19 protein-coding genes are annotated in these 26,475 nt (G+C 68.4%); all 19 read left to right on the forward strand.

Annotated elements, in window-relative coordinates:
- The first annotated feature begins 34 nt into the window (after window positions 1-34).
- The 19 genes from ELQ92_RS05870 (at window position 35) to ELQ92_RS05960 (ending at window position 26,473) form a co-directional block, all read left to right on the forward strand.
- Window positions 35-1,711 (forward strand): GspE/PulE family protein, encoded by a 1,677-nt coding sequence (locus tag ELQ92_RS05870; protein ID WP_128498094.1) that lies wholly within the window; start codon window positions 35-37, stop codon window positions 1,709-1,711.
- Between the two features lie 46 nt (window positions 1,712-1,757).
- A complete protein-coding gene (locus ELQ92_RS05875) occupies window positions 1,758-3,239 on the forward strand; it encodes a type IV pilus twitching motility protein PilT (RefSeq protein ID WP_279432153.1) in 1,482 nt (493 codons plus the stop codon).
- Between the two features lie 52 nt (window positions 3,240-3,291).
- Window positions 3,292-4,521: a type II secretion system F family protein gene (locus ELQ92_RS05880; RefSeq protein WP_128498095.1), complete on the forward strand. Its 1,230-nt coding sequence runs from the start codon at window positions 3,292-3,294 to the stop codon at window positions 4,519-4,521.
- 211 nt (window positions 4,522-4,732) lie between these two features.
- On the forward strand, window positions 4,733-6,037 hold the full coding sequence (locus tag ELQ92_RS05885; protein WP_128498096.1) for an HNH endonuclease signature motif containing protein: 1,305 nt from the start codon (window positions 4,733-4,735) through the stop codon (window positions 6,035-6,037).
- A 255-nt stretch (window positions 6,038-6,292) separates the two neighbouring features.
- Window positions 6,293-6,733: a type IV pilin protein gene (locus ELQ92_RS05890; protein WP_128498097.1), complete on the forward strand. Its 441-nt coding sequence runs from the start codon at window positions 6,293-6,295 to the stop codon at window positions 6,731-6,733.
- A 210-nt stretch (window positions 6,734-6,943) separates the two neighbouring features.
- Window positions 6,944-8,341, forward strand: coding sequence for a prepilin-type N-terminal cleavage/methylation domain-containing protein (locus tag ELQ92_RS05895; RefSeq protein WP_128498098.1), 1,398 nt, complete (start codon window positions 6,944-6,946; stop codon window positions 8,339-8,341).
- The gene (locus ELQ92_RS05900) at window positions 8,338-9,066 is read left to right on the forward strand and encodes a hypothetical protein (protein WP_128498099.1); all 729 of its coding nucleotides are present in this window, start codon (window positions 8,338-8,340) and stop codon (window positions 9,064-9,066) included. Before ELQ92_RS05895 ends, ELQ92_RS05900 begins: the two co-directional genes overlap by 4 nt.
- 122 nt (window positions 9,067-9,188) lie before the next feature.
- Window positions 9,189-10,850 (forward strand): hypothetical protein, encoded by a 1,662-nt coding sequence (locus tag ELQ92_RS05905; RefSeq protein ID WP_243694900.1) that lies wholly within the window; start codon window positions 9,189-9,191, stop codon window positions 10,848-10,850.
- Window positions 10,847-11,698, forward strand: coding sequence for a prepilin peptidase (locus ELQ92_RS05910; RefSeq protein WP_128498100.1), 852 nt, complete (start codon window positions 10,847-10,849; stop codon window positions 11,696-11,698). The genes ELQ92_RS05905 and ELQ92_RS05910 overlap by 4 nt, the downstream gene beginning before the upstream one ends.
- A 134-nt stretch (window positions 11,699-11,832) precedes the next feature.
- Entirely contained in the window at window positions 11,833-12,921 is a 1,089-nt protein-coding gene (gene pilM, locus ELQ92_RS05915; protein WP_128498101.1) for a type IV pilus assembly protein PilM, read from the forward strand.
- Complete coding sequence (locus ELQ92_RS05920) at window positions 12,918-13,646, forward strand: hypothetical protein (RefSeq protein ID WP_128498102.1); 729 nt, start codon at window positions 12,918-12,920, stop codon at window positions 13,644-13,646. The genes pilM and ELQ92_RS05920 overlap by 4 nt, the downstream gene beginning before the upstream one ends.
- Complete coding sequence (locus ELQ92_RS05925) at window positions 13,643-14,341, forward strand: hypothetical protein (protein WP_128498103.1); 699 nt, start codon at window positions 13,643-13,645, stop codon at window positions 14,339-14,341. Before ELQ92_RS05920 ends, ELQ92_RS05925 begins: the two co-directional genes overlap by 4 nt.
- 105 nt (window positions 14,342-14,446) lie before the next feature.
- Window positions 14,447-15,175, forward strand: coding sequence for a hypothetical protein (locus ELQ92_RS05930; protein ID WP_128498104.1), 729 nt, complete (start codon window positions 14,447-14,449; stop codon window positions 15,173-15,175).
- A gap of 132 nt (window positions 15,176-15,307) precedes the next feature.
- On the forward strand, window positions 15,308-16,576 hold the full coding sequence (locus tag ELQ92_RS05935; protein WP_128498105.1) for a class-II aminoacyl-tRNA synthetase family protein: 1,269 nt from the start codon (window positions 15,308-15,310) through the stop codon (window positions 16,574-16,576).
- A 115-nt stretch (window positions 16,577-16,691) separates the two neighbouring features.
- Window positions 16,692-17,522, forward strand: coding sequence for a PP2C family protein-serine/threonine phosphatase (locus ELQ92_RS05940; protein ID WP_243694901.1), 831 nt, complete (start codon window positions 16,692-16,694; stop codon window positions 17,520-17,522).
- 11 nt (window positions 17,523-17,533) lie between these two features.
- Complete coding sequence (locus ELQ92_RS05945) at window positions 17,534-18,595, forward strand: FHA domain-containing protein (protein WP_128498107.1); 1,062 nt, start codon at window positions 17,534-17,536, stop codon at window positions 18,593-18,595.
- Window positions 18,592-20,325 (forward strand): serine/threonine-protein kinase, encoded by a 1,734-nt coding sequence (locus tag ELQ92_RS05950; RefSeq protein WP_128498108.1) that lies wholly within the window; start codon window positions 18,592-18,594, stop codon window positions 20,323-20,325. The genes ELQ92_RS05945 and ELQ92_RS05950 overlap by 4 nt, the downstream gene beginning before the upstream one ends.
- Window positions 20,322-21,056: an FHA domain-containing protein gene (locus tag ELQ92_RS05955; RefSeq protein WP_128498109.1), complete on the forward strand. Its 735-nt coding sequence runs from the start codon at window positions 20,322-20,324 to the stop codon at window positions 21,054-21,056. The genes ELQ92_RS05950 and ELQ92_RS05955 overlap by 4 nt, the downstream gene beginning before the upstream one ends.
- A gap of 179 nt (window positions 21,057-21,235) precedes the next feature.
- Complete coding sequence (locus ELQ92_RS05960) at window positions 21,236-26,473, forward strand: Ig-like domain-containing protein (RefSeq protein WP_128498110.1); 5,238 nt, start codon at window positions 21,236-21,238, stop codon at window positions 26,471-26,473.
- Window positions 26,474-26,475 lie beyond the last annotated feature (2 nt).

A 26,475-nucleotide genomic window follows, 5' to 3' on the forward strand; every position in this document is an offset into this window, starting at 1 on the left:
GTGATCCGCCACGGGGAACTCGGAGGTGACCGACGTGGCGTCGATGACGGAAACGCTCATCCTGCACGGGATCCTGCCCCTGCAGCACCTCGATCGACTCGAGCGGTTGAGCCGCAACCACTCCGACGAGGAGGCCGTCGTCCGGGGACTCGTCGCGGACGGCGTCCTGACGGAGGCGCACGTGACTCGCGCGCGCGCCATCCAGCGCGGTCTCGACTTCGTCGAGCTCCTCGAGTACCCCGTCGACCGCACGGCCGTGTCGATGGTGTCCTCGGCGATCTGTCGGCGCCACGGCGTGCTCCCGATCGGCGTCGAGGGCGGCCGCATCCGCCTCGCGACGGCCGATCCCAACAACGTCTTCGCGATCGACGACGTGCGCGCCGCCACCCACCTCGTCGTGGAGCCCGTGATGGCGGAGCAGCACGATCTCGCGGCCGCGATGGACCGGTACCTCCGGGCCGACGACGAGCTGAGCGACCTCACGACGACGCTCGAGGAGGAGAGCACGTCGAGCGATGCCGCGCTCGTCACGGAGTCGTCGGAGGACGACGCCCCCATCGTGCGCGTCGTGAACCTGCTCGTCTCGCAGGCGATCCAGGACCAGGCGTCCGACATCCACATCGAGCCGGCCGAGCACGAGCTGCGCGTCCGCTACCGCATCGACGGTGTCCTCCACGAGATGCAGAGCGCGCCGAAGGCGATCCAGAACGGTGTCATCTCGCGGCTCAAGATCATGAGCGACATCGACATCGCCGAGCGTCGGAAGCCGCAGGACGGCCGCATGTCGGTCGTTCACGGGGGCCGTCAGATCGATCTGCGCGTCGCGACACTGCCGACGGTGTGGGGCGAGAAGGTCGTCATGCGTATCCTCGACAACTCGAACACGGCCATGAGCATCCGCGACCTCAACCTGCTCGAGCGCAACTACGCGGTGTACGAGAAGGCCATTTCGAAGCCGCACGGCATGATCCTCGTGACGGGGCCGACCGGCTCCGGCAAGTCGACGACGCTCTACTCGACGCTCGGGGCCGTCGCCCGGCCGGAGATCAACGTCATCACGGTCGAGGACCCGGTCGAGTACCGGATGGACGGCATCAACCAGGTGCAAGTGAATCCCAAGGCCGGACTGACCTTCGCGAGCGCACTGCGGTCGATCCTGCGAAGCGACCCCGACGTCGTCCTGCTCGGTGAGATCCGCGACCACGAGACCGCCCAGATCGCGATCGAGGCGTCGCTCACCGGTCACCTCGTGCTGTCAACGCTGCACACGAACGACGCCCCGAGCGCGGTCGTGCGCCTCACCGAGATGGGCATCGAGCCGTTCCTCGTGGGGTCGGCCCTCGACTGTGTCGTCGCGCAGCGCCTCGCGCGGAAGCTGTGCGACCGGTGCAAGCAGCCGGCGGAGCCGACGGTCGAGGAACTCGACCGGCTCGGCTTCCCCTCGGTCGGCCCCGACGGTTCGCCCGTGCACCTCTTCGCCCCCGTCGGATGCCGGCAGTGCTCGAACACGGGCTACCGCGGGCGGATCGCGCTGCACGAGGTCATGGCGGTCTCAGAGGAGATCGAGCGGCTGACCGTCGAACGGGCGTCGAGCGCCGACGTGGCCCGCGTCGCGAAGCGGCAGGGCATGCTGACGCTGCGGCAGGACGGGTTCGCGAAGGCCCTGCTCGGGCTGACCTCCCTCGAGGAGATCCTCCGGGTGGCCGTGTGAGCGCGCAGACCGGCGAACGAGACAGCACCAGACGAGGGAGAGACGCGTGACCGGACCCATCTACGAGATCCCGGTGACCCCGCCGGGCGACGAGGCCGGCGGCTGGACGCCCGGCGAGCCCGGGCAGCTGTCCCGTCGCGCACAGCGGCAGGCGAGCACGCAGACCGATGCGTTCGCGGCGGCGGCCGCGGAGGCCGCCGCGGCTGCTGAGGCGGCCGCGGCGGTCGAGGCGGCGCGAGCGGAGGCCGCTACGCCGACTCCGGCCCCGGCGGCGCAATCGTTCGCGGCACAGGCACAGGCACAGGCACCGGCACCGGCATCGGCACCGGCTGCCTCAGCGCCGACCGGATCGGCAGAGTCCACGTCCGGCGCTGCGCTTCGCGACGTGTCGCTCTCCGAGGCGCTCCACGAGCTCGTCGCCCTCGGCGGCTCCGATCTCCACATCACGCGCGACGCCCCGCCCACGATCCGGGTGAGCGGAGGGCTTCAGCCGATCGAGGGCGCGCGCCCCTGGGACGCGGCGGCCGTGTCACGCGAGCTCCTCGCGATCCTCGACGACCGCCAGCGCGACGCGTTCGAGGAGGTACTCGAGCTCGACTTCGCCCACCCGCTCACGGAGGCGAGCCGCTTCCGCGTCAACTACTACAAGCAGCGCGGCTCGATCGGCGCGGCTTTCCGTCTCATCCCCACCGAGATCAAGCCGCTCACGGCGCTCGGCGTGCCCGACTCGGTGTCGCGCTTCGCGACCCTCGCGCGCGGGCTCGTCCTCGTGACGGGACCGACGGGTTCAGGCAAGTCGACGACGCTCGCGGCTCTCATCGACCTCGTCAACAAGACGCGGCGCGATCACATCGTGACAGTCGAGGACCCGATCGAGTTCATGCACCCGAACCAGTTGTCGATCGTGAACCAGCGTGAAGTGGGTCAGGACACGCGGAGCTTCGCGAACGCGCTCAAGCACGTGCTGCGCCAGGACCCGGACGTCATCCTCATCGGCGAGATGCGCGACCTCGAGACCATCTCCGTCGCGCTCACGGCCGCCGAGACGGGGCACCTCGTGTTCGCGACACTGCACACGCAGGACGCCGCCCAGACGATCGACCGCGTCATCGACGTGTTCCCGCCGCACCAGCAGGACCAGGTCCGCACGCAGCTCGCCGGGACCCTGCAGGGAGTCGTCTGTCAGACGCTCGTGCCGAAGGCGAGCGGCTCCGGCCGCGTGGTCGCGACCGAGGTCCTCGTCATGACGCCGGCGCTCGGGAACCTCATCCGTGAGGGCAAGACCTACCAGATCATCTCGTCGATGCAGGCCGGTAAGGACCTCGGCATGCACACGATGGACCAGCACCTCGCCGAGCTCGTGAACGCCGGGTCGATCACGCGGAAGGCCGCCGAGGCGAAAGCGCACGATCCTGCGGCGTTCGCCCGCCTGCTCGGTCGCGCCGAGTCGCCGACGGAGGCCGCGGCCCAGGCGATGCGTGCGTCCGGGATCGACTTCGGCGATGCGTTCTCCGGGAGCGCGTCGTGACGACTCGGCACCGTGAGCGTGCTTCGGCCCTCGCTCTGAGGGGAGCCGCACCATGCCCACGATGACCGGGTACGCCTACAAGGGGCGTGACGCGAGCGGCAAGATCGTGAAGGGCCGGGTCGACGCGACGAGCGAGGCGCAGGTCGCGTCCCGGCTGCGGGTCATGGGGCTGTCGCCCGTCTCGATCGAGCAGGCATCGGACGGGACGGGACTCAACCGGGAGATCTCGATCCCCGGGCTGTCCAAGGGCGTCACGCTCAAGGACCTCGCAATCATGAGCCGGCAGATGTCAACGATGTCGGGCGCCGGGCTGTCGCTCCTTCGCACCCTCACGATCCTCGCCGAGCAGACGGAGTCGGCGGGTCTCGCGAAGATCCTCGCGCGGGTGCGCGACGACGTCGAGGCCGGGACATCGCTTTCCGACGCGATGCGGAAGCACCCCCGCGACTTTCCTCCCATCATGATCAACATGGTGCGTGCGGGTGAGACGGGCGGCTTCCTCGACAACGCGCTCGCGACGGTCGCGACGAACTTCGAGAAGGAAGTGGAGCTGCGCGACAGCATCAAGTCGGCGATGACGTACCCCGTGATCGTCATCATCATGTGTTTCGTGTCCGTCGCGGCGATGCTCATCTTCATCGTCCCGATCTTCGAGACGATGTTCGCGGGGTTCGGGGCGGACCTGCCGGCGCCGACGATGCTGCTCGTCATCCTGTCGAAGCAGATGGTGTGGCTCGGGCCGCTCGTGCTCGTGCTGACGATCGCCGGCACGGTGTGGTGGCGGCAGAACAAGAACACCGACAAGGTGCGACGCACGGTCGACCCGCTGAAGCTCAAGGCCCCGGTGTTCGGGCCGCTCATGACGAAACTCTCCGTGGCGCGGTTCGCACGGAACTTCTCGGACATGATCGGCGCCGGCGTGCCGATCCTGCAAGCGCTGCAGATCGTGGGGGAGACCTCGGGCAACTGGGTCGTCGAGAACGCGCTCACGCGCGTGCAGGACGCCGTGCGGCAGGGGCAGTCGATCTCAGCGCCGCTCATCGACGAGAAGGTCTTCCCCCCGATGGTGACGCAGATGATCGCCGTCGGTGAGGACTCGGGAGCGCTCGAGCAGATGCTCGACAAGATCGCGGATTTCTACGACCAGGAGGTCAAGACGACGACGGCTCAGCTCACGGCGCTCATCGAGCCGTTGCTCATCGCGTTCCTCGGAATCGTCGTGGGCGGCATGATCGTGGCGCTGTACCTGCCGATCTTCAGCATCTACACGGCGATCGAGTAGGGGCTCTCGGGACGGGCTGTGGGGGCGGAGCGGAGCGGTTCGGTGAGGGCGGGCGCTGTGCTGTTCGGTGCGGGCGCTGTGCGCTTTTCGGGCGCGCTCCTCGCCCTCGCAACCGTCGTCCACAGGTGTCGCCTCCCGCCGTTATCCACCGAGTAGAACCCCTGATGGCGGACGTAATCCGTTTGTCGGTGGCCCATGGTTCACTCTCCTCATGGACCCCGACGAGCTCGCCACCGCCTCCCGCGCGGCGCTGCTCGACGCGCTCGTCGCCAGTCGAGCTGTCGCGTCGCGCGAGGCGGCGCTGCAGGCGAGGGTCCTCGTCGAGTTGCGCTCCCGCGAGCCCGAGTTCGACCGCATCGGTGCGGCCGCCGAGGTCGCCGACGAACTGGGGCGCCGCGGCGGCTGGTCGGCATCCGTCGGGCTCGACCCGGGGCGGCGAGCAGAACTTGCGCATCGGGCTCTGATCGCGGAGATCGCGACGGCCGTGCACGAGTCCGAGGCCGTCATCGCCCGCGACGTCGACGAGGCGGAGCGGCTCGTCCGGCGACTTCCGCAGACACTCATGGCGCTCGCCGAGGGGCGCATCGGTGAGCGACATGCGCGGGTCCTCGTCGAGCAGAGCATCGGGCTCGGCGCGCACCCGAGCGACGCCGATCCGCGAGACGCGGAGAAGCGGCTCGCACGGTTCGAAGCCGAGACCGTGCCATTCGCCGAGGCGCTCAACCCTCCAGCGGTGCGTCGACGCGCGCGTCGTGTTCGTGAGCGGCTGCTTCCGGAGTCAATCGAGGTGCGGGTGCGCCGCGCGACGTCGGAGCGCCGCGTCGTGCTCGAGAACGCCGACGACGGCATGGCCTGGCTGCACCACTACCTCCCGGCCGAGGAGGCGCACGCCGCCTACGCACGGCTGTCGCGCCTTGCTCGACGAGCCGCGCGGGGGAGCGGCCGCACCCTCGCGCAGACGCGAGCCGACATTGCGCGTGACCTCCTCCTCGGTGCGGCCTCGGAGGGTGTCTCCGGGGCGGACGCCATCCGGCCGACCGTTCACGTCACGGTGCCCGTCCTGACGCTTCTGGGGGCCTCAGAGGCGCCCGGCGCGCTCGATGGCTACGGCCCCATCGACGCGGACACCGCGCGACGTCTGGCCGCGAAAGCGCCGAGCTTCACGCGCATCCTCACCCACCCGGAGACGGGCGTCGTCCTCTCGGTGGGCCGCGACTCGTATGCCGTGCCCGCCGATCTCAAACGCTTCGTGCAGCTGCGCGACGGACGGTGCCGTTTTCCCGGTTGCGGCCGGGTCGCTCGCGGCTGCGAGATCGACCACACCGTCGCCTGGGCCGACGGCGGCGAGACGGCCGCCGACAACCTCGCCGCGCTGTGCTCCGGGCACCACCACCTCAAGCACGAGACGGCGTGGAGTGTCGCGCGGACGGATCCTGCGCCGACGGGCGGGGGAGCGCGACTCGTGTGGACGAGCCCGGCCGGCCGCACCCATACGACCGAACCCGACCCGCCGTAGTCACCCCGAAATGAAGATCCGGAGGTGGTCTCTCAATTCACACGATTCACCCCCCGACTGCGGCACACGTGCCCCCCGTTCGGTGTACGCCCGGAGGGGGTGCCACCCCGATATTGGGGTAACGACCGGGGCATTTTCACCCCCGTTGGCGTGTCTTCACGAGCAGTTGTTCACGCCTAACATCGTCCAGGGTCAAGGAAAACCCGGCCTTACGACCCACGCCCTGCACGCACATCACCAAGAACGGAACCCCTCATGGTTGCTCGTATCACCGCGGCACTCGCCGCACGTAAGGCCGCCCTCAAGGACAGCGACAAGGGCTTCACGCTCATCGAGCTCCTCGTGGTCGTCATCATCATCGGCGTCCTCGCCGCGATCGCCATCCCGATCTACATCGGTGTTCAGGACAATGCCCGGAACTCCGCGGTTCAGTCCGACCTGACGAATGCGAAGATCGCGGTCACTGCATACCTAACCGAGGACGGAACGTTCCCGGACGAGACCGTTGCGGCGACCAAGACGGCACTTGAAAACTACGGTTGGACCCAGTCGACGGACACGGGAACCATCAGCGTCACAGGTGCGGCGGACGCCTTCTGCATCGAGGCGCCGCGCGCTGATGACGCCGCGAAAGAATTCCACATCACCTCGGCGGGTGGCGTAGAAGACGGCGGTTGCCCGACTGCAACCCCGTAACGAGAAATCGCTGATCTGTTCGAGGCTCGGCTTCGATAGTGGTCCGGTGGGGCGTCGCTTGTTTGGCGCCCCACCGTCGTCCGTTACGCAGCCAGCTCCTAAGCTCGAGCGTCCGACGACGCCGGCGTTCTAACGGGCGTGAATTTTGCCAAGCGACACCGGAACAAGGCTTCAAGCGCCGCCCTGCTTCATGCAAAAGAGGAAGGAACGATGCCAGAACTCCGCAGGGTGTTCCCCGCTCCCTCCCGCTCGATCCGTGCGACGCCCTCCTCCCCGGACTCCGGCCTCACCCTCGTCGAGCTCGTCGTCGCGATGATGGTGTTCGCGATCCTCGCCCTAGGCGTTGCCTACTCCATGCTCGCGACACTGCAGTCCTCTCGGGACAACCGTGGGCGTCAGGTCGCCGCGAACCTCGCGGCGCAGGAGATCGACCTCGTCCGCTCCGTCGACGACATCTTCTCCATCCAGAACGCCACACGCGTCCAGGAGGTCGACGGCGTCCCCTACACGGTGTCGCGCAGCACGGGTTGGGTGAACAGCGGTATCGCGTCGTCCGACTGCGGGTCGGGCGATGGCGTTCTCCAACACAAGCGGATCAATGTCGCCGTATCCTGGGGTGTCGGTGGCGCCGCGCGGACGGTGCGTTCCGACACCGTCGTGGCTCCCGGATCGAAGATCAACGATCCGACTCTGGGGACGATCACGGTGCAGGTGACGCGCGCAGACGGCACGGGCGCTCCCGGTATCGCCGTAACGGTCAAACCGTCGTCGACGCCAGAAGGTGCGGAGTCGCCCACGGAACCCATCCCGGTGACGGACCTGAGTGGTTGCACCTATGCCCTGAAGATCAAGCCCGGCAACTACGACGTGACGATCGCGAAGGACGGGTACGTCACCTCGGCACACGCGGCAGTCGAAACGCAGAAGGATCGTCGCGTCACTCAAGGGTCTGCCACCGCCGTCTCGTTCTCCTATGACCTAGCGGTCGACTTCGCCCCGACGTTCATTCACGGTGCGGGTGGAAGTGTCACCGCTCCGGAGGCTTTGGATCTCAGTTTCTCGAGCACGGCGGGAACGGTCACGACGACCGTCGGCTCGGTCCGCCCGAAGCTGTTCCCCTCCGACTCGGGCTACACCGTCCTGGCGGGCAAGATCTCCGAGGTGTCCGGCGGCGGTATCGCGTGCGATGCGATCGACCCGGCACGCTGGCCCGATACGACAGCGGCGGACGGAGCCGCTGTCTCTGGATTCGTCGTTCCCCCGACGTCAGCGGCACCGGGGACGTCGACGACCGCTTCCGTTCCGGTGGCTGTCGTCAAACTGACGATGCCGGCCGGGTCGACGGCGACCGTGACGGCACGTTCGGTCAGTGCCTCCGAAGACACCCCCTCGGGCGATGCGCCGGGGTGTGACACCTCGATGACCTATGTGCTCGGCTCCATCAGCGGAGAGAAACAATTCGTGATGCCGTTCGGAGTCTGGTCCTTCACGACCAGCTCCGGCACGGTGGGCGTGATGCCGGGCACGTCCGCGGTGCCGGTGACCGGCGGAAGCTCCACCAACGGACTCGTCATTCTCGATCCTCGCCGACCGGTGGTGACTCCATGACGCTGGAACGCGAGCGCGCGCGGCGGCGCTATTCCTCCCAGACGGGTGAGAGCGGGATGTCGCTGGTCGAACTGGTCGTCGGCATCCTCGTCTTCGGCATCGTGACGACACTCATCGCGAATCTCTACATCAGCACCGTCCAGGTGGTTTCCGTCTCGTCCTCGCTCGACACGAACACCCGGATGGCCTCGAACGGCATGAACGAGATGACTCGCGTCGTTCGCGCGGGCACTCCCTACCCGGTCGCGGGGGCGATCGAGCCGAAGCCCACTTTCGTCGCGGCCGATGGCACCTCGCTCACCATGTATGCGTACGTGAACCTCGCCAATAGTGATCAGACTCCGGTTCGCGTGCGCTTCTCCGTCGTCGATGACAATCTGATGGAGACGACGTGGGCGGCGGCGGGACCCGTCAACGGGTTCTACAGCTTCCCCGCCTGGGAAGCGCCGACGGCGACGCGTGAGCTCGCGGCCTCGGTGGTGCCGCAGGCCGAGGCGCTGTCGGATGGCGGAGCGCGCCAGCCATTGTTCACCTATTCGGATGTGAACGGGGCGGCGATCACGGTGCCGCCGGGCGGTGTGACGGATGAGGAGACTCTTCGCAGCATCGCTTCGGTGACCATCACGCTGACCATCCAGGGATCGACCACGGACGAACGTGCGCGGGTGACGCTCGTGAATACGGTGGGCATCCCGAACCTCGGTCAGAATCGGACACTCCCGTGAGCCGCTTCGCCCGTGTCCTGTCGCGGTGGCGGGATGGAGCTGACGACGGCGCAGCGCTCGCCATGACGATCATCATCGGCATGGTTCTGCTCGTCTTCGTCGGCACGGCGACCGCGATCGCGGTGAGCGGGACGCGGAAGTCTTCGCACGATGCCGATTGGAACGCCGCGATCGCGGCCGCCTATGCCGGTGTCGAGGATTACAAATCGCGGCTGTCCAACGACAACACCTATGTCAGGTACGGCGACCCGGGCGCCGTTTTCAGCGCCGGCAGCGACGTCAGGCTCCCGACTGAACCGAACGACGCCTTCGGATCAGGAATCGCCGGCACATGGGCGTCTGTTCCCGGTAGCACCAACGGTGCCCAATTCCGATATGAGGTCGACAACAGGCAGTACGAGGCGACGGGGTCTCTCCGCGTCCGTTCGAGCGGACGCGTCGGGGATGTCGTTCGCACGATTGTCGTCAATGTGAAGCAGGAAGGTTTTGTCGACTACCTCTACTTCACCGACTACGAGATGACGGACCCCATCCTCACCAAGAACTCGCGTTGTGTCCCGGCCTACGCGTGGTCGAGCCCGTACAATCAGCATCCGTCGTATTGCACGGACATCCAGTTCGCAGCGAATGACGTCATCAACGGTCCGCTTCATTCGAACGACACGGTGCTGGTCTGCGGCCAGACGAAATTCCGCGGTGAGTTCACGACGGCCAACAGCGTCGGCGATCTGTACAAGAAGGTCGGCGGGTGGAGTTGCCCGGGGGATCCCGTCTTCACCGTCAAGCCGAAGGTCGCGAAAAGCGTGGGCATGCCCAAGACCAATTCGCAGATGCTGAGCGAAACCCGCACGGACCTCGACACGGTGCAGCGGCCCGGTTGTCTATACACCGGTCCCACGATCATCACGTTAACAAGCGACGGGCAAATGAACGTCAAGTCGCCTTTCACGAAGCAGACGCGAATCCTCGGAGAGGGGGCCGCCGACGGGAGCACCCCGCCCGAGTGCGGCGCCGTGGGCACCGCCACGGGGCAGCTCGGGTCAGAGGCCGGTGCAACGATCGATGTCATCCCGCAGAACCTGATTTACGTGCAGAACGTTCCTGACCGGTCGACCAACGTGAATTATTGGCCGACGACGACGAACCCGACGTCCTTCTCATGTACGGACGGGAATAGCTGGCTCTTCGGCTCCAGCGTCCGGTATCCCGCTGTCGATGAGGAAGTGCCGTACGCTTCCCCGGCGCACTATGGATGTCGTAACGGCGATGTCTACGTCAAAGGCACCCTCGACGGTGAGGTGACGCTGGCGGCACAGAACTACATCTATGTGACCGGGGACCTCAGGTACGAGAGCGCCTCCGATGACGTCCTCGGACTCGTGGGTGAGAATTCGGTGTGGGTGCACAAGCCGGTGAAATGTACGTCATGGAACGAGGACAGATACGGAAGGAAGACGACCTGCAGCAACTACGAGAATCTCTCGAGCACGAAGGACCGACGGATTGACGCGGCGATTCTCTCCGTCGCCCACACCTTCATCGTCCAGAACCATGACAAGGGTGATGGACTGGGCACTCTCACCGTGATGGGGGCTATCGCTCAGAAGTTCCGCGGGCCGGTCGCAACAACGGGGGGAACGGGATACGTGAAGAGCTACTCGTATGATCCGCGCTTCAAGTACATGGCCCCGCCCAAGTTCCTGTCCCCAGTCTCGACCACGTACGGTGTCTCGGAGATCGTCGAGGTCAAGACGGCCTTCAACCCCGATGGGAGCCCGGCATGACTCCGGCCGATCTCGTCCCCCTCCTCACCGTCGGGGCCGTCCTCGTCGGCGTCTTCGGTCTCCTCATCGGCTCGTTCCTCAACGTCGTCGTGTACCGCGTGCCGAACGGACTCTCGGTCGTGAGCCCGCCGAGCGCGTGCCCGGGTTGCGGCGAGGGCATCAAGCCGTATGACAACGTGCCGGTGCTGTCATGGCTCGTCCTCGGCGGCAAGTGCCGGTCGTGCCGTGAACCGATCTCCGCGCGGTATCCGCTCGTCGAGCTCGCCGGCGGCGCCGCCTTCGTGGGCGTCGCCTGGTGGTGGACCGCGAGCACGGGGCTCCAGGCAACGCCGACCGCCGTGATCGCATCCGGCCTCGGGCTCGTCGCGTTCCTCTACCTCGCCGCGATCTCACTCGCGCTCGGTCTCATCGACCTCGACGTGCACCGCCTGCCGGACCGCATCGTCCTTCCGGCATACGTCGTGCTCACCGTCCTCCTCGGAACGGCCTCGATCATCGCCGGCGACCCGGGCGCGCTCGGACGAGCGGCGATCGGAGGAGTCGTGCTCGCCGCCTTCTACCTCGTCCTCGCGTTCGTGAAGCCCGGTGCGATGGGACTCGGCGACGTGAAGCTCGCCGGAGTCCTCGGCTTCGCCCTCGCCTGGTTGGGCTGGGAAGAGCTCATCGTCGGCGCGTGCGGCGCCTTCTTCACGGGCGGCCTCTTCGCGATCGTCCTTCTCGCGACCGGCCGCGCTCGCCGCGGCTCCGGTATCCCCTTCGGTCCGTGGATGCTCCTCGGGGCATGGATCGGCATCGTCGCCGGAGCGCCGCTCGCAGATCTCTATCTCTCATCACTCGGCCTCGCTTGAGGCCGATCCGCCAGGAGCAGTACACGCATCAGCACACGCACGTGCAGTACTAGACGCACCAGCACCCCGCACCACCAGGAATCAGCACCACCAGTACCCCGCGCACCACCAGCACCACAGGACAGGAGATCCACATGGCATCGAGCGTCGTCGGCATCGACATCGGGAGCGTCGCCATCCGAGCAGTCGAGCTCAAAGACCCGGATAAGGCGCGGCCCACAGTGCTCCGGTTCGGGGAGATCCCGCTCGCTGAAGGCGCCGTGTCCCGGGGCGAGGTCATCGAGCAGCGCACGGTCGCCTCGTCCCTGAAACGGCTGTGGTCGACTGCGGGCTTCGGCTCGAAGGACGTCGTCATCGGCATGGGAAACCAGCGCGTCCTCGCCCGTGACCTCACGCTCCCACGGATGTCTATCACCCGCATTCGGGAATCCCTCCCGTACCAGGTGCAGGACCACCTCCCGGTGCCGGTCGAGGAGGCGCTGCTCGACTTCTACCCCGTCTCGGAGGCGAACTCGGAATCGGGACCCGTGGTGAACGGGCTTCTCGTCGCGGCCATCAAGGAGGCGGTGCTCGGCAATGTACGGGCCGTCGAACTCGCGGGTCTCACGACCCGCGGCGTCGACCTCGTGCCCTTCGCCCTCTCACGACTGCTCCTGGGAACGGCGGCGTCGGCCGCCGCGGGCCTCGACACCGAGGCCGTGGTGGAGGTCGGGGCGACGGCGACGACCGTCGTGATCTCGACCCACGGCGTCCCGCAGTTCCTCCGCATCATCCCGTCCGGCGGGGACGACACGACGGAGGCGCTGCGCCTCCGGCTCGAGATCGAGAACAGTGAGGCCGAGATCCTCAAGCGCTCCGTCGGTCTCACCACTCGGGTCCCGGAGTCGTCGCTCGAACCGGCGATGAACATCATCAACGAGGTGACGAGCGACCTCCTCGGCAGCATCCGGAACACGGTCGCCTACTTCACACACACCCGCTCGGACGCACCCATCCGACGCATCCAGGTGTGCGGGGGCGGGAGCTTCCTGCGCGGCCTTCCCGAGGCGCTTGCGGAGTTGACGCGGCTCCCCGTCGTCCCCGTCGACGTCCTGCCGACGTTCGGAACGGCCCGCGGCGTCGATGTCGCCGCGCTGCAGGCGCGTCAGGCCGAGTTCGCCGTCGCCCTCGGCCTCGCGGTCGGGGACGCCGAGGCGAGAACCGCCGGGAAGGCCGCAGCGTGAGCGGCCGCAGCACGATCGAGGAACTCGCGGTCGGTCGGCGCCCACGCGCCGACCTCATGCCGCCGGAGATCATCGCCGCGCACCGGGCGAAGTCCATGAGGCGTCGGCTCCTGCTCGGACTCCTCGGGGTGCTCGTCGTCGTCGGGCTGGCGGCCGGTGGTGCGACGTGGCTCAACGTCCAGAGCCAGTTCGCTCTCCTCGCCGCTCAGGCTCGAACCTCGGATCTGCTGGCCGAACAGGCGAAGTACATCGAGGTCCGCCGCGTGCAGGAGGAGATCGCCCTCATCGAGAGCGGGCAGAAGGTCGGAGCATCGACCGAGATCCTCTGGAAGGACTACTTGCTCGGCGTCCAGTCGAAGCTTCCGACAGACGTCGTCGTCATGTCGGTCTCGGTCGAGTCGGCATCGCCGCTCGCCGAGTTCGCCCAGTCGGACGAGCCGCTGCAGCAGTCCCGGGTCGCGACGCTCACGTTCTCGGCCGTGAGCGCCACGCTTCCCGACGTGACGTCGTGGCTTGACGGCCTCGCCGAGCTCCCGGGTTATGTGAGTGCGACGCCGAACTCGGTCACCCTCGACGAGGAGAGCCAGTCGTACACGTCGGCCGTGACGATGCAGATCAACGAGGGGGCGTGGTCGCAGCGCTTCACGCCGGACGACGAGAAGATCGGGGCCGAGGGGGCCGACGCCACCGACGGCACCGACATCACGACGGAGGGCGGCGAATGAACGCGCAGAGGCTGTGGATCATCGGCGCCGCGATCGTCGCGGTGGCCGTCCTCGTGCTCGGCTGGTTCGTCGGCGTGGAGCCGCAACTCGCCGCGATGCGGGCGACCGACGAGCAACGTCGCGGCGTCGAGGCCCAGAACCTCGCCACGGAGGCGACGGTCGCGCGCCTCGAGAAGGACTTCGCGAGCCTCGGCGCGCTCGAGGACGAGCGGGAGGATCTTCGCGGCTCCATCCCCGTCACGGAGGACACGACGCTCCTGTTCAACCAGCTCGACGCGCTCGCCGCGGCGAGCGGCACGACGGTCACGAACGTCACGCCCTCGCCTCTCGTCGCGTATACGCCGCCGGTCGTCGAGGTCCCCGTCGACCCGGAGTCTGACGGAGCCGAGGCGAACGAGGGAGAGGCCCCGGCCGCCCCGGCGGCACCCGCCGAGCCGTCCGGCCCGCCCGTCATCACGGATCCGCTCATCACTCCCGAGAACTTCTACGCGATGCAGATCACGGTCTCCGTCACGGGCTCGAACGAGGCCGTGCTCGACTTCGTCGACCGTGTGCAACACGGGGAACGCCTGTTCCTCATCACGTCCCTCCAAGTCGCCTCCGACGAGGAGACGGAGCAGTTCACGGCGACGTCCACGGGCTCCGTCTACGTCCTGCTCGGCGCGGGCGATTCGACGGACGGAGCCGACGAATAGCGACCACCGTCGGCTCGCGATCCCGTGAGGGCACCGTTCGCCGCAGCGGCGCGTCGCGCGTGGCCGGGTAGCATCGACGGAGGATCGACCGCCCCTGGAGGAGCCATGACGCAACCCGACGTCGCCGGTGAACACCGTGACTCGTCGCCCGTCGAGCCCGACGGGGACCGCGAGGCGCCGCCGCCTCGCAGCCGCTTGTGGATCGGCTCGGCCATCGCGATCGCCGCCGTTCTCGCCCTCCTCGCCGGAAGCGTGTTCGCGCTCCTGACCCACATGGGCGGCGCGGGCATGGCGAACCCCACCCGCCCCGACACGGGAACCGCCGGAGGCGACGGCTCGCGTCCGGTGCCGGCGGAGACCGTCGAGCCCGCCATCGCCGCCCCCCGCCCGACGGACTGCGAGCAGATCTACTCGCCGGACATGTACGACTACCTCGAGTCGACCGGTCTTCCGCTCAACGACGGTTCGGTCACGGACAGCCTCGGTGCGACCGATCCGGTCCTCGCCGCGCTCATCACCGACGGCAACACCGTCAAGTGCAGTTGGGGCTTCGCGGGCGAGTACGGCCTCAACACCAACATCACGCAGGTCGACGAAGGCACGGCGGCGGCCGTCCTCGAGCAACTCGACGCACTCGCCTTCGAGTGCTACGACGAGTCGGAGGGGCGGCGCTGCATCCAGAGCGACACCGTCACGGACGACCTCGGTACCTACCGCACGGGTGAGTCCCATTTCGTCCGCGGCGGCGTGTGGATCGCGACGCACTGGGTGAACTTCGCACCGGACCGGTACACGCAGGACATCGTCGAGTCCCTCTGGCCGGCGTCCGAGTAGTCCCGGTGAGGGAGCCGTCGAACGGACGGGCTCGTCCGACCCCCGCGTGCCACCCGGCCGGGGGTGCACTCCCGCGTTAGAGTCGTGCCCGAGCAGACGACCTGCTCGCTGCAGAAAAACGGGAGCTCCGCCATGACGTCGAACACGCCAGACCACGAGAACTCGCCCCGCGAGACGTCGCCCGACGGATCGTTCGTCGAGGATCAGCAGTCGTTCGTCGCGGATCAACAGTCGCATGAGGACACGAACCTCGACGCGGTGCGGCAGGGCGGCGCGAACGAGGGAGAGTACGACGCGGGAGTGAACGCAGCAGCGGAACACGCCCCGGACCGCGAGGCGGCCGGAGTGCCCGCCGAGCCGGTGCAGCCCGCGACGCCGGCCGAGGTCTACGAGGCTCCGGTCGCTTCCGGCACGTCCTCCTCCACCTCCACCTCTCCCTCTACGTCTTCGTCGGCGCGTTCCGACGATCTCGCGGGGGAGGAGCGTGAGCCGTATCCGATCGGTGCGACGGACGCGGAGCCGGCGCCGGCAACCGAAGGCCCGCGTGGCGAGGAGATCGTCATCGATTACGGAGCCCACCAGGAATCCGACGCAGACTCCGAGCCCCCGCTCACGAAGCCGTCCCCGGACGAAGAGCACCACCCGTACCCGCCGCAGGCCCTCGGAGAGCCGGCAGCCGTAGGCGCGGGCGCCGGCGTCGCCGCGGTCGCGGCGACGGGAGCGGCGGGCCCAGCGACCGCGCCACTCGACCGTGACCTTTCAGCAGACGACGGGGACGACCGCGCCGACGGCACCGGCCGCTCCGGTTCCGACTCCCGCTCCGGTTCCGACTCCGACGCCGCGCAGCGCCCCGTCTACGTGCAGGCTCCCACTCCGCCCAAGAAGAAGGGCAACCGTGGCTTCGGTGTGCTCGTCGGGCTCCTTACCACCCTGGTCTTCGGTGCCCTCTACTTCGCGGCGCTGCTGCTGACGCCGCTCGTCGCGGGCGAATCCGTCGACTACGCCGCGGCGAGCACCGCGATCCTCACGAGCGCGGCGTTCTACGTCCCCGTCGTCGTGTTCTTCCTGGCCTGGGTACTGCTCATCGTCGTGCTGACGCGAGCATCGTGGTGGGGTTATGTCATCGGCGCTCTCGTCGTCGCCCTGATCACGTACGCGGGGGCCCTCGGTGGCGCGCTCATCCAGAACGCGTACGAGGTCGCGCCGTCGCAAGTGCCGTCGTTCCTGCTCGCTCAGGCTCTCAGCCCGGCCGCCGTGCTCGCGTTCGTCATCGCACGGGAAGTCCCGATCTGGTTCGGCGTCTGGGTCGGCAAGCGCGGGCGCGTCGTACGCCAGCGCAACGTCGAGGCCCGCGAGGAGTACGAGCGCGTGCTCGAAGCGGGTCCCGCCGCTCGGGCCTGACCCGAGGACGCGACCCGCGATGGGCAGCGATCCCCATCGCGGGTCGTGTCGGCTGTCGACTAGCGTGGCGGATGGGGTCCGCTGCCGCGTACAGGCCCTCGGGAAGGACGCTCGCGTGGACAATCGAATCCTGATCGCCGACGAACGGTCGGAGATCTCGATCGCCGCTGCGGGGAGGACGGAGACGGGCCCGGTGAGGGCCGTCAACGAGGACAGTCTCTTCAGCGCGGCGCCCGTGTTCGCCGTCGCGGACGGTCTGGGCGGGCATCATCGCGGCGACCTCGCCAGTCGAGCGATGGTCGAGCAGCTCGGCCTGAGCGTGAGGCCGGGGCGGCCCACCGCTCCCGACGCGATCTTCACGGCCATCACGGCGGCCAACGCGACGGTCCGGGCCTGGAGCACACGAGGCGGGATCGCCGGCACGACGATCGCGGGTGTCGCTCTCGTGAGCCTTTCCACGCAGATCGACCTGCACTGGATGGTGTTCAATATCGGCGATTCCCGGGTGTACTTGCGCGACGAGCGCGGACTGCGCCAGGTGACGGTCGACCACTCGGCGGTGCAGGAGCTGCTCGACGACGGCTCGATCACGCGCGAGCAGGCAGCAGCGCACCCCGACCGGAATGTCGTGACTCGCGCGGTCGGCGTCGAGGACGACGCCGACCCGGACGTGTGGCTCATCCCGGTGTCCGGCAGGCAGACCTTCGTCATCTGCTCCGACGGCCTCACGCGCGACGTCTCCGAGGCCGAGATCGTCGCCGACCTCGACGCCGGCCCGGAGAACGCCGCCTCCGCGCTCGTCGAGCGTGCGATCCGCCAGGGGTCGCGCGACAACGTGACCGTCGTCGTCGTGGACGCCGTCAGCACCGACACCGGCCCGCACCGCCCGGGGTACGCCGACGACAGGGCGCTCGGCGTCCTCGAAGAGACTCTTCCCAGAACATGAGGTCATGACGCATGCCCGCTTTCCGTTACCGTCCGGCCGTCACCCCCGAGTGGCTCGCCATCGCCGCGCCGGGGTGCCTGCTCGCCGTGCGCCTGGAGGTCACGAGTGAGCGGATCGAGCCGCTCGTCGCCCTCGCGCGCGGTGGCTCGACGGTCCAGGAACTCCTCGACGCGCTGACGTCGTCGGGGCTCACCAACACTCCCTCCTTCGTTCTCGCCTTCTGGATGCCCGGCCGACTCGAGGGCGACGGGGTGGGCATCGTCGCTCGAGGCGAGGGCCGCGCACTCGTCTCGACGCGCACGGGCGACGAGACGGTAGAGGCGCGCGGTTTCGCGAGCTGGACGGAGCGGCACATCGACGCCGTCACGGCCGTCTCCTTCGAGCTCGGCGACGCGGGGACCCACGCCGTCGAGCTCGAGCTCGACGGCGGGTCCGTGTGGGTGTCCCGGATAACCGCGACGGACGACGACGAGACCCCCATCGACGACGACGACCCCGTCGATGGTCAGACGATCGCCCGTCCATCACGCGCGGTACTCGCGGCGCGCGCCGCTGCCGAGACGCCACCCGGTCCTCCCGTTCCCCGGGCGCCGGCCGCGCCTTCCCTCCCGTTGCACGACTCGTCCCTGCCCGCCGACACGCTCGGTGACCACGACGGCCTCACGGTGCTCGCCGAGGACCTCCGCGCCGCCCGCCAGGGGGCGCACGTCCAGGCTGCAACACCCCCGTCTTTCGCCGTGCAGCGGTACGAGCTCGAGCTGCCGTCGGGTTCGCGACAGCCCCTCGACGTGCCCGTCGTCCTCGGACGCGCCCCGAGTGTCGCGGGAGTGCCGGCGTCCGCGCTTCCGCACCTCGTCACGCTCGTGGGTGACGACATCTCGCGGAACCACGTCCGCATCGCCGTGGAGGGCGGAACGGTCGTCGTGACGGATCTCCACTCCTCGAACGGCACGATCGTCGTCGTCCCGGGCCGTGCGCCCGAGAAGCTGCGAGGTGGAGAGCCGACTCCCGTGACCTCTGGGACGCAAGTCGATCTCGGCGGCGGCGTCACGATGCGTGTGCGGGCGGTGTGACGGTGCGTCGTGCCCCCACGAGCCCGCCGGACATCCCCGGACTGACCTTCCTCCGCCCTTTGGGATCCGGCGGCTTCAGCGACGTCTACCTCTATGAGCAGGAGCTGCCACGGCGAGAGGTGGCGGTCAAAGTTCTGGCTGCCGAGACGATCGACGACCGGTCCCGCTCGGCCTTCGTGGGCGAGGCGAATCTCATGGCCCAGCTCTCGGCGCACCCGTACATCGTGACGATCTACGGCGCGGCCGTCGCAGCCGACGGTCGCCCCTATTTCGTGATGGAATACTGCGCCGGGCCGAGCCTCGCCGAGCAGTATAAGGACCACCGCTTTACCGTCGCCGACGCGCTGCGCACGGGCGTGCGCGTGTCGAGTGCCGTCGCGACGGCGCATGCTGCGGGCATCCTCCATCGCGACATCAAGCCGGCGAACGTTCTCACCAACGCGTACGGCTGGCCGGCGCTCACCGACTTCGGCATCTCCGCGGCGCTCGAACCCGACCACGCGCATGCCGGACTGGTGCCCGTGACGGGAACGTCGGCGGGGGAGCCCGACGGCGGCACGAGCCCCACGATCGGGATGTCGATCCCGTGGTCGCCACCCGAGATGTTCGCCGATCACCCGCAGACGGACGTGCGCAGCGACGTCTTCTCGCTCGCGGCCACGATCTACACGTTGCTCGCCGGTCACACACCGTTCGAGGTGCGCGGCAGGCCCAATGGGATGGTCGATCTCATCGGACGCATCGAGCGCGGCACCGTGACGCCGCTCGAGGACGATCGTCCCGACATCCCCCGATCGTTGCTCCTCGTGCTCGCCCGAGGCATGGCCGTCGACCCAGCGTCCCGCTACGACTCCGTGCTGGATTTCGCCCGGGCCTTGCAGGGCGTCGAACTCGAGCTGTCGTTCAGTCCCACGACGATCGATGTGCCGAACCTCGCGATCCCGTCGAGCGCGCGGCCCGAGAGCGGCGATCCCGATGCGACCCGCATGCGCGACATCCGTACCGTCGAGGCGCAGGCCCCGGGGAACGCTCCCGCCGGCCGCATCACGGCCCCGGGCCAGAAGGCGACGGGCCAGGCCGCGACAGGCCAGGCCGCGATGAGCCAGGCCGCGACGAACCAGGATGCGAGGGGGGCCGACGATCCGACGATCATCCGACGCCCTGTCATCGTGCAGCCGGCGGCGGCGTCGACGTCGCGTTCACCCGTCGGCGCACCCCTCGGGCAGCGGACCGTCCGGGGCGCTGCTCCGACCGGTCCGCCCTCGACGCCCGGCGTGGATGACGAGACGGTTCGCGGAACGCGCCGCTCGACCGTGCGAGCGCGGCGCCGGTGGATCCCCACCGTCGTGATCGGCCTCGTGGTGCTCCTCGTCGGGGGAGCGGTGACCGCGGGCGTCGTCCTCGGTGGCGCCGAGGAGCCTGTCGAGACGACGGGGCCGATCGACGACGACCCCCTCCACGTGGAGGGAGTGCCGACGCCGGCGGCGGGCGACATCGCGGTCGGCGACGGCGGTACGTCCGTCGCCTTCTCATGGACGAACCCGGACGCCCGTGAGGGCGACCGCTACATCTGGCAGCGCACGGACGGGGTCGCCGGTGACAAGACACCGACGAGTACTCCGTCCGCGACCGTCGACGGCATCGAGCCGGGCGACGAGGTGTGCGTGTCCGTCTGGATCGTGCGCTCCGGCCGACAATCACCCGAACCTCTGGAGATGTGCACACAGTGAGCAACCCACGCATCGAATTCTGCGGGGAGTGGTACGACGTCCACCCGGACGAGCCCTTCTACATCGGCCGTGACGCCGACCTCGTGATCGACGAGAACCCCTTCCTCCATCGGCGTTTCCTCGCCGTGTCGAAGGAGAACGACCTCTGGTGGCTCGCCAACGTCGGAACGTTGCTGTCGGCGACCGTGACCGACGACTCGGGTCAGGTGCAGGCGTGGCTCGCCCCGAACGCTCGCCTCCCCATCGTCTTCCCGACGCTCAACGTCCTCTTCAGCGCCGGGTCCACGACGTACGACTTCACCATCCATTCGACGTCGGACTACTTCGCGACGTCGCAGCTCACGTCGGCGTCGTCGGGGGAGACGACGGTCGGACCGATCACCCTCACGACGAGCCAGCGGTTGCTCGTCGTGGCGCTCGCCGAGGACATCCTCAAGCAGAACTCGCCAGGCCGCGGGGAGATCCCGGCATCGGCCGACGCCGCCGCGCGGCTCGGCTGGACGCAGACGGCGTTCAACCGGAAACTCGACAACGTGTGCGAAAAGCTCGACCGGCACGGCGTGCAGGGGCTCCGCGGCGGTCGGGGCAAGCTCGCGACGAATCGGCGTGCGCGTCTCGTCGAATACGCCGTCTCGACGCGGCTCGTGGACGCCGACGATCTGATCCTGCTCGACCGGAACGCCGACGACGCCGCGGAGTCGACGGCCGGTCTCGCGGAGCCTCCGGCCTGAGCCGAATGCGGAAGACCCGCCTGAACTGGGGGGGCGAAGCGGACTCCGTCGGGCATGAGAGCCGGACGGAGTGCGTGTTAGCGTTTCTTCCCGGGGGCCGCTCTGTGTCGTCGGGCGGCGTGCCGTCGGGCGACCGTGTCCGTGACGGCTGGAGACACGCGAAGCGCTGCCGAGGGGATGTGACGGGGTTGGGGATACGCGCGTGGTTGCGCGGCCGGAAGGTCACCGCCTCCATCGTCGCCGTGTCCGTCCTCGTGGCCGTCCCCGTGTCGTTCGCGATCCTGCACGACGGCTTCCCCGTCACCGACGTCACGCTCGAGGCGAAGGACGTCTGGGTCACGAACGGCACGGAGCTGCTCGCGGGGCGGTTGAATCGCCAGATCGAGGAGCTCGACGCCGCGGTGCAGACGGTCTCGAACGAGATCGACGTGCTGCAGGACGGCGAGACCGTCGTCCTGCATGACCTCACCGGATCCACGATCGAGATGATCGATCCCTCGTTCACGACCCTCGTGGAGCAGACCGACATCCCGGCCGGCTCGAGCGTCGCCCTCGGTTCCACGACCCTCGCGGTGCTGTCGGTGGACGGGGAGCTCTGGACGACGGACGTGGAGTCGGGCCTGCAGCTCAGCACCGTCGACACCGATCCGATCCTCGAACTCGGCATCGGGTCCCACGTCGCCGTGTCCTCGACCGGCACCGTGTTCGCGGTCTCCACGGAAGAGCGGGAACTGCATGTGCTGCCGTCGGACGGCTCGGAGTCGTCGACGCAGAAGCTGCCGCCGCTCGAGGATGTCGAGATCGCCGCCGCCGGAGAGAAGCCCGTCATCTTCGACCGCACCGACAACCGCGTCGTCCGGGGCGACGGTTCGACGGTGGATCTGCCGGGCGAGGGCCTCGTGCTCCAGCAGTCGAGCGCGTCGGACGACGTGGCGCTCGTCGCGACGGGCGACTCGCTCGTCGCGGTGCCGCTCGAGGGCGACGAAGCCCCCATGGTCGTCGACGCGAAGGTCGCGACCGCGTCCACAGAAGCCACGGACGTCGCGGCGCCGGTCAACCTGTCGGGCTGCTGGCACGGGGCGTGGTCGTCGTCGAGCCGGTACCTCGCCGTCTGCGACGAGACCGAGATCGACCGGCAGGACGTCGAGCCCACGGCCGACGGGTCGCCGTTGATGTTCCGGGTGAACCGGCAGATCATCGCCCTCAACAACCTCTTCACCGGCGACATCTGGCTCGTCGACGCGAACATGCGACTCGTGCAGAACTGGGAGGAGGTCACTCCTCCCGAGGAGGACGAGGGCGAGGAAGGCGACGAGAAGGCGTCTCGACAGTCGTTCGAGGACACGATCGCCGAACGCACCGACACCAACCGCGCCCCGCTCGCCCGCGACGACGACATCGGGGCGCGCCCCGGCCGCTCGACTGTCCTCCCGGTCCTCGACAACGACACCGACCCCGACGGTGACGTGCTGACGGTGATCTCGGACACGGGCGTCTCCGAGTCCGACGGAACACTCGAATACATCGGCGGGGGGCGCGCGCTGCAGTTCACTCCGGCGGAGTCGAAGACCTCCGGGACGATCTCGCTCCGGTACACGGTCTCGGACGGTCGCTCCGGCGGGGTCTCCACTGCATCACTGTCCATCCGCGTCGTTCCGTACGAACTCAACGAGGCGCCGGCGGAACAGCGCGTCGCCGCGTCCTCCGTCGAGTCGGGCCAGACCGTCTCGTACAACGTCCTCACGGACTGGCGCGATCCCGACGGGGACGACATCTACCTGAAGAGCGCCGCCTCCGAGGCGGGAGACCGCGTCCGCTTCTCACCGGACGGCTTCATCACGGTGACCCACTCGTCCGGACAGCTCGGCGTGCGTGACATCGTCTTCGTCGTCTCGGACGGGACGACCGACGCGACGGGACAGTTCGCGCTCGACGCGAAGCCCGCCGGGTCGATGAACCCCGTCGGTACTCCCGATTTCGTGGACACCTTCGCGGGTCAAGCGGTCGAACTCGATGTGCTCGACAACGATGTCTCGCCCTCGGGAGCACCACTCGCTCTCGTCGGTGCGGAGGCGCTCACGGGCGGGCTCGGCATCACCCCGAACACCGACACGGGCGTGCTCAACCTCTCGGCCGGCGCCCCGGGGACCTACTACGTGAAGTACACGCTCTCCGCGGGCCCGAAGACGAGCGTCGGCCTCGCACGCCTTGACGTCAGGCAGGTTCCGGAGGAGATCGGTCGGCCCATCGCCGTCCGCGACACGCTCTATCTGCGTCCCAACGAGCCCACGAGCCTCGCGGTGCTGAACAACGACGTGTCGCCATCGGGCTCGGTCCTCGCGGTCCGCTCACTCACCGTTCCGGACGACGCCTCGTCCCTCTCGGTCGAACTGCTCGGACAGTCGGTCGTGCGCGTCACCGCGAACGAGGCCGTCGACAGGCAACTGCAGTTCTCCTACACGCTGTCCGACGGTTCCTACGATGCGACGACGACGGTGACGGTTGTTCCGGTCGCTCCGCTGACGAAGCACCAGGCGCCGATCCTCGAGGACGACGTCGTGAAGGTGCGAGCGGGCGACATCACGAGCGTGCCTGTGCTCGACAACGACCTGCATCCCGACAACGCCGTCATGACCGTGGATCAGGACCTCACGAAGTCCGCCGAGAAGGGCCTGTCCTTCGTCACGGGCGACCGCGTCCGGTATCAGGCGCCGTCCGAGCCGGGTGTGTACACGGCGACGTATCAGGTGACGGACGAGTTCCAGCAGAAGGCCGTCGGCAACGTCCTGTTCACGGTCGTGCCGGTTGATGCGGAGAACAACCTGGCCCCGACCGCCCCCACCCTCACGGCACGGGTCTTCGCCGGCGCGGACGTCGAGGTCAAGGTGCCTCTCGACGGACTCGACGGCGACGGCGACTCCGTCGTGTTCGACGGGATAACGGGAGCGCCCCAGCTCGGTCTCGTCCGCGACGCGACGAGTGACACGTTCGTGTACGAGGCGAACCCCACGCAATTCGGCACCGACACGTTCGAGTACCGCGTGAAGGACGTCGACGGCGCCACGGCGACCGGGACGATCAAGATCGCGGTCGTCGAACGACCGGCTCAGGACATGTCGCCGATCGCGGTCGACGACCGGATCGAGGTGCGGCCCGGCCGGATCGTGAGCGTCCCGGTTCTCGCGAACGATTCCGACCCGAACGACTACTCGATCGAACTGACCGAGGACCTCGGCGACGTGCCATCGAACGTCACCGCGGAGGTCGATGGCGGCACCGTGGAGATCGAGGCTCCGGACGAGGAGACCTCGTTCGCGATCCGCTACACGATCTCGAACGGTCACGGCGGCACCGACAACGCCTACGTGCAGGTGCGCGTCACCGAGGAGGCCCGCATCCAGCCGCCCGGCGTGGAGGACCACGTCGTGGAGGCGAGGGACGTGATCGCGAAGCGCACGGTCGACATCGATCTGCGGGAGGGGGCGTCGAACCCCGGAGGCCGGGTCCAGGACCTCGTGCCGTCCGTCGAGGGCCCGAACGCCGGCGCGGTCGAGCTTCTGGAGGACGGCACCGCGCGTGTCACGCTCGGCGACACGCGCACCGCGATCACGTACCGGCTCACCAACGACGTCGACGGGCTCAGCTCCGCCGCGTTCGTCGTCGTCCCGCCGTTCTCCGACGGCCTTCCTCCCGTCCTCATCGAGGAGGAGCGGATCGTGGAGAAGAACCAGACGAAGACGTGGAGGCTCAGCGAGATCGCCGAGTCGCCGACGGGCAAGGACATCGCCCTCACCGACCCCGAGAAGGTCTCGAGCAACCGCAGCGACGGCACCCCGAACTACGTCAACGACCAGACCGTCACCTTCACGCCGGCACCCGACTACCGTGGCCCCGCGTCGCTGACCTTCGAGGTCTCGGATGGCACGGCACTCGGTGTGTCTCTGCTGACGATGCCCATCACGGTGGGTGACCCCGAGATGAAGGACGAAGCGCCCACCTTCACGAACCCGACGCTGTCCATCGAGGCCGACGGTACGCCGTTCCCGATCGACCTGCGCGAATCCGCCGCCCACCCGAACGCCGATGTCCTCCGCTCCTTGAGCTTCGGATCGCTCGGCCAGCCGACGGGCGGGATCCAGGCGACGCTGTCGGGCTCGACACTCACCGCGAGCGCACCGTTCGGCGTGCAGCCCGGGACGTCGACCTCGATCCCCGTCACGGTCACCTACCGGGAGTTCGAGGTGACCGGTCAGATCAACATCCGTGTCGTCGCCTCCTCCCGGCCCCTCCCGCTCGCGTACGACGACGCGTCGCCCGATGCGCGGAAGAACAGCACCGTCACCGTCCCGGTGATCGACAACGACTTCAATCCGTTCCCCGACCAGGACCTCACGATCACCGCCGTGGCCGTCGAATCCGGCCAGGCGACGGCGTCGATCAGCGGACGGAACGTCGTCATCCAGACGGGAACGCCGAAGAGCCAGTCCATCAGCGTCATTTACACGATCCAGGACGCCACGAAGGACCCCTCCCGCACGTCGCAAGGCCGCGCCTCTGTGACCGTCACGGACGTGCCCGACGCGCCGCCGGCTCCGGCGTTGAACGCGAGCGACCGGAACATCACGGTTTCGGTGAATCCGACGCCGGCGAACAACGGCTCGGAGGTCACCGGCTACACCGTCACGCGCAACGACGGCACCGTCCGGACCGATTGTTCACCGGGCGTCCCGTGCAGCTTCGCCGGTACGAACGGCACGACCTACAGCTTCACCGTCACCGCCACGAACGGCGTCGGCGAGAGCGCCGCCTCGGCGTCCGCGAGCGAGACCGCGTACGGCACCCCGAGCGCCCCGACCAACCCGCGCATCTCGAAGAACAAGGAGTACGCGGACAGCGCGTTCTCGATGACGTGGGGGGCCCCGAGCGACAACGGCGGCCGCGTCGATTCCTACAACTGGGAGTTCAGCGGGGGCGGGAACGGCAGTACGGGCGGCACGAGCGCGACGAGTCGCACTGTCGGTCAGGGGAGCTACGACTTCCGCGTCCAGGCATGCTCGCCCGCCGGGTGTGGGCCGTGGGCGACGTCGAACCGTGTTGCGCTCGACAACAAGCCGGAAGCCACGCTGACCGTGTCACGAGGTGCGAAGAATCCGAAGTCCTCAACGGGCTACTTCTACCACGTCGAAGCGCGGAACTTCGTTGATGCACGGGGCGCCCAATTCGACGCCACCTGCTACGGGCCCGGCGAACGCGGTGAGCCCTGGCAGATCACGACGGGGCAGAACTCAGCCGACGGCCTGTTGTACTTCGACGCGAATGGCAATTATTCGGGCGATCTTCATTGCTACAACGGCTACAAGGGGCAACCCAAGTACGTCGTCATCAACGACGTCGAATCCAACAGAACAGATTGGTAGGT

This window comes from Labedella populi (assembly GCF_004078655.1).
In the GTDB taxonomy this organism is placed as follows: Bacteria; Actinomycetota; Actinomycetes; order Actinomycetales; family Microbacteriaceae; genus Labedella; species Labedella populi.

Bases quoted from the DNA above. Each gene is read 5' to 3' on its own strand.
- ELQ92_RS05935 (WP_128498105.1), top strand. From the start codon at position 15,308: ATGACGTCGAACACGCCAGACCACGAGAACTCGCCCCGCGAGACGTCG.
- ELQ92_RS05910 (WP_128498100.1), top strand. From the start codon at position 10,847: ATGACTCCGGCCGATCTCGTCCCCCTCCTCACCGTCGGGGCCGTCCTC.
- ELQ92_RS05880 (WP_128498095.1), top strand. From the start codon at position 3,292: ATGCCCACGATGACCGGGTACGCCTACAAGGGGCGTGACGCGAGCGGC.
- ELQ92_RS05925 (WP_128498103.1), top strand. From the start codon at position 13,643: ATGAACGCGCAGAGGCTGTGGATCATCGGCGCCGCGATCGTCGCGGTG.
- ELQ92_RS05895 (WP_128498098.1), top strand. From the start codon at position 6,944: ATGCCAGAACTCCGCAGGGTGTTCCCCGCTCCCTCCCGCTCGATCCGT.
- ELQ92_RS05945 (WP_128498107.1), top strand. From the start codon at position 17,534: ATGCCCGCTTTCCGTTACCGTCCGGCCGTCACCCCCGAGTGGCTCGCC.
- ELQ92_RS05930 (WP_128498104.1), top strand. From the start codon at position 14,447: ATGACGCAACCCGACGTCGCCGGTGAACACCGTGACTCGTCGCCCGTC.
- ELQ92_RS05900 (WP_128498099.1), top strand. From the start codon at position 8,338: ATGACGCTGGAACGCGAGCGCGCGCGGCGGCGCTATTCCTCCCAGACG.
- ELQ92_RS05885 (WP_128498096.1), top strand. From the start codon at position 4,733: ATGGACCCCGACGAGCTCGCCACCGCCTCCCGCGCGGCGCTGCTCGAC.
- ELQ92_RS05890 (WP_128498097.1), top strand. From the start codon at position 6,293: ATGGTTGCTCGTATCACCGCGGCACTCGCCGCACGTAAGGCCGCCCTC.
- pilM (WP_128498101.1), top strand. From the start codon at position 11,833: ATGGCATCGAGCGTCGTCGGCATCGACATCGGGAGCGTCGCCATCCGA.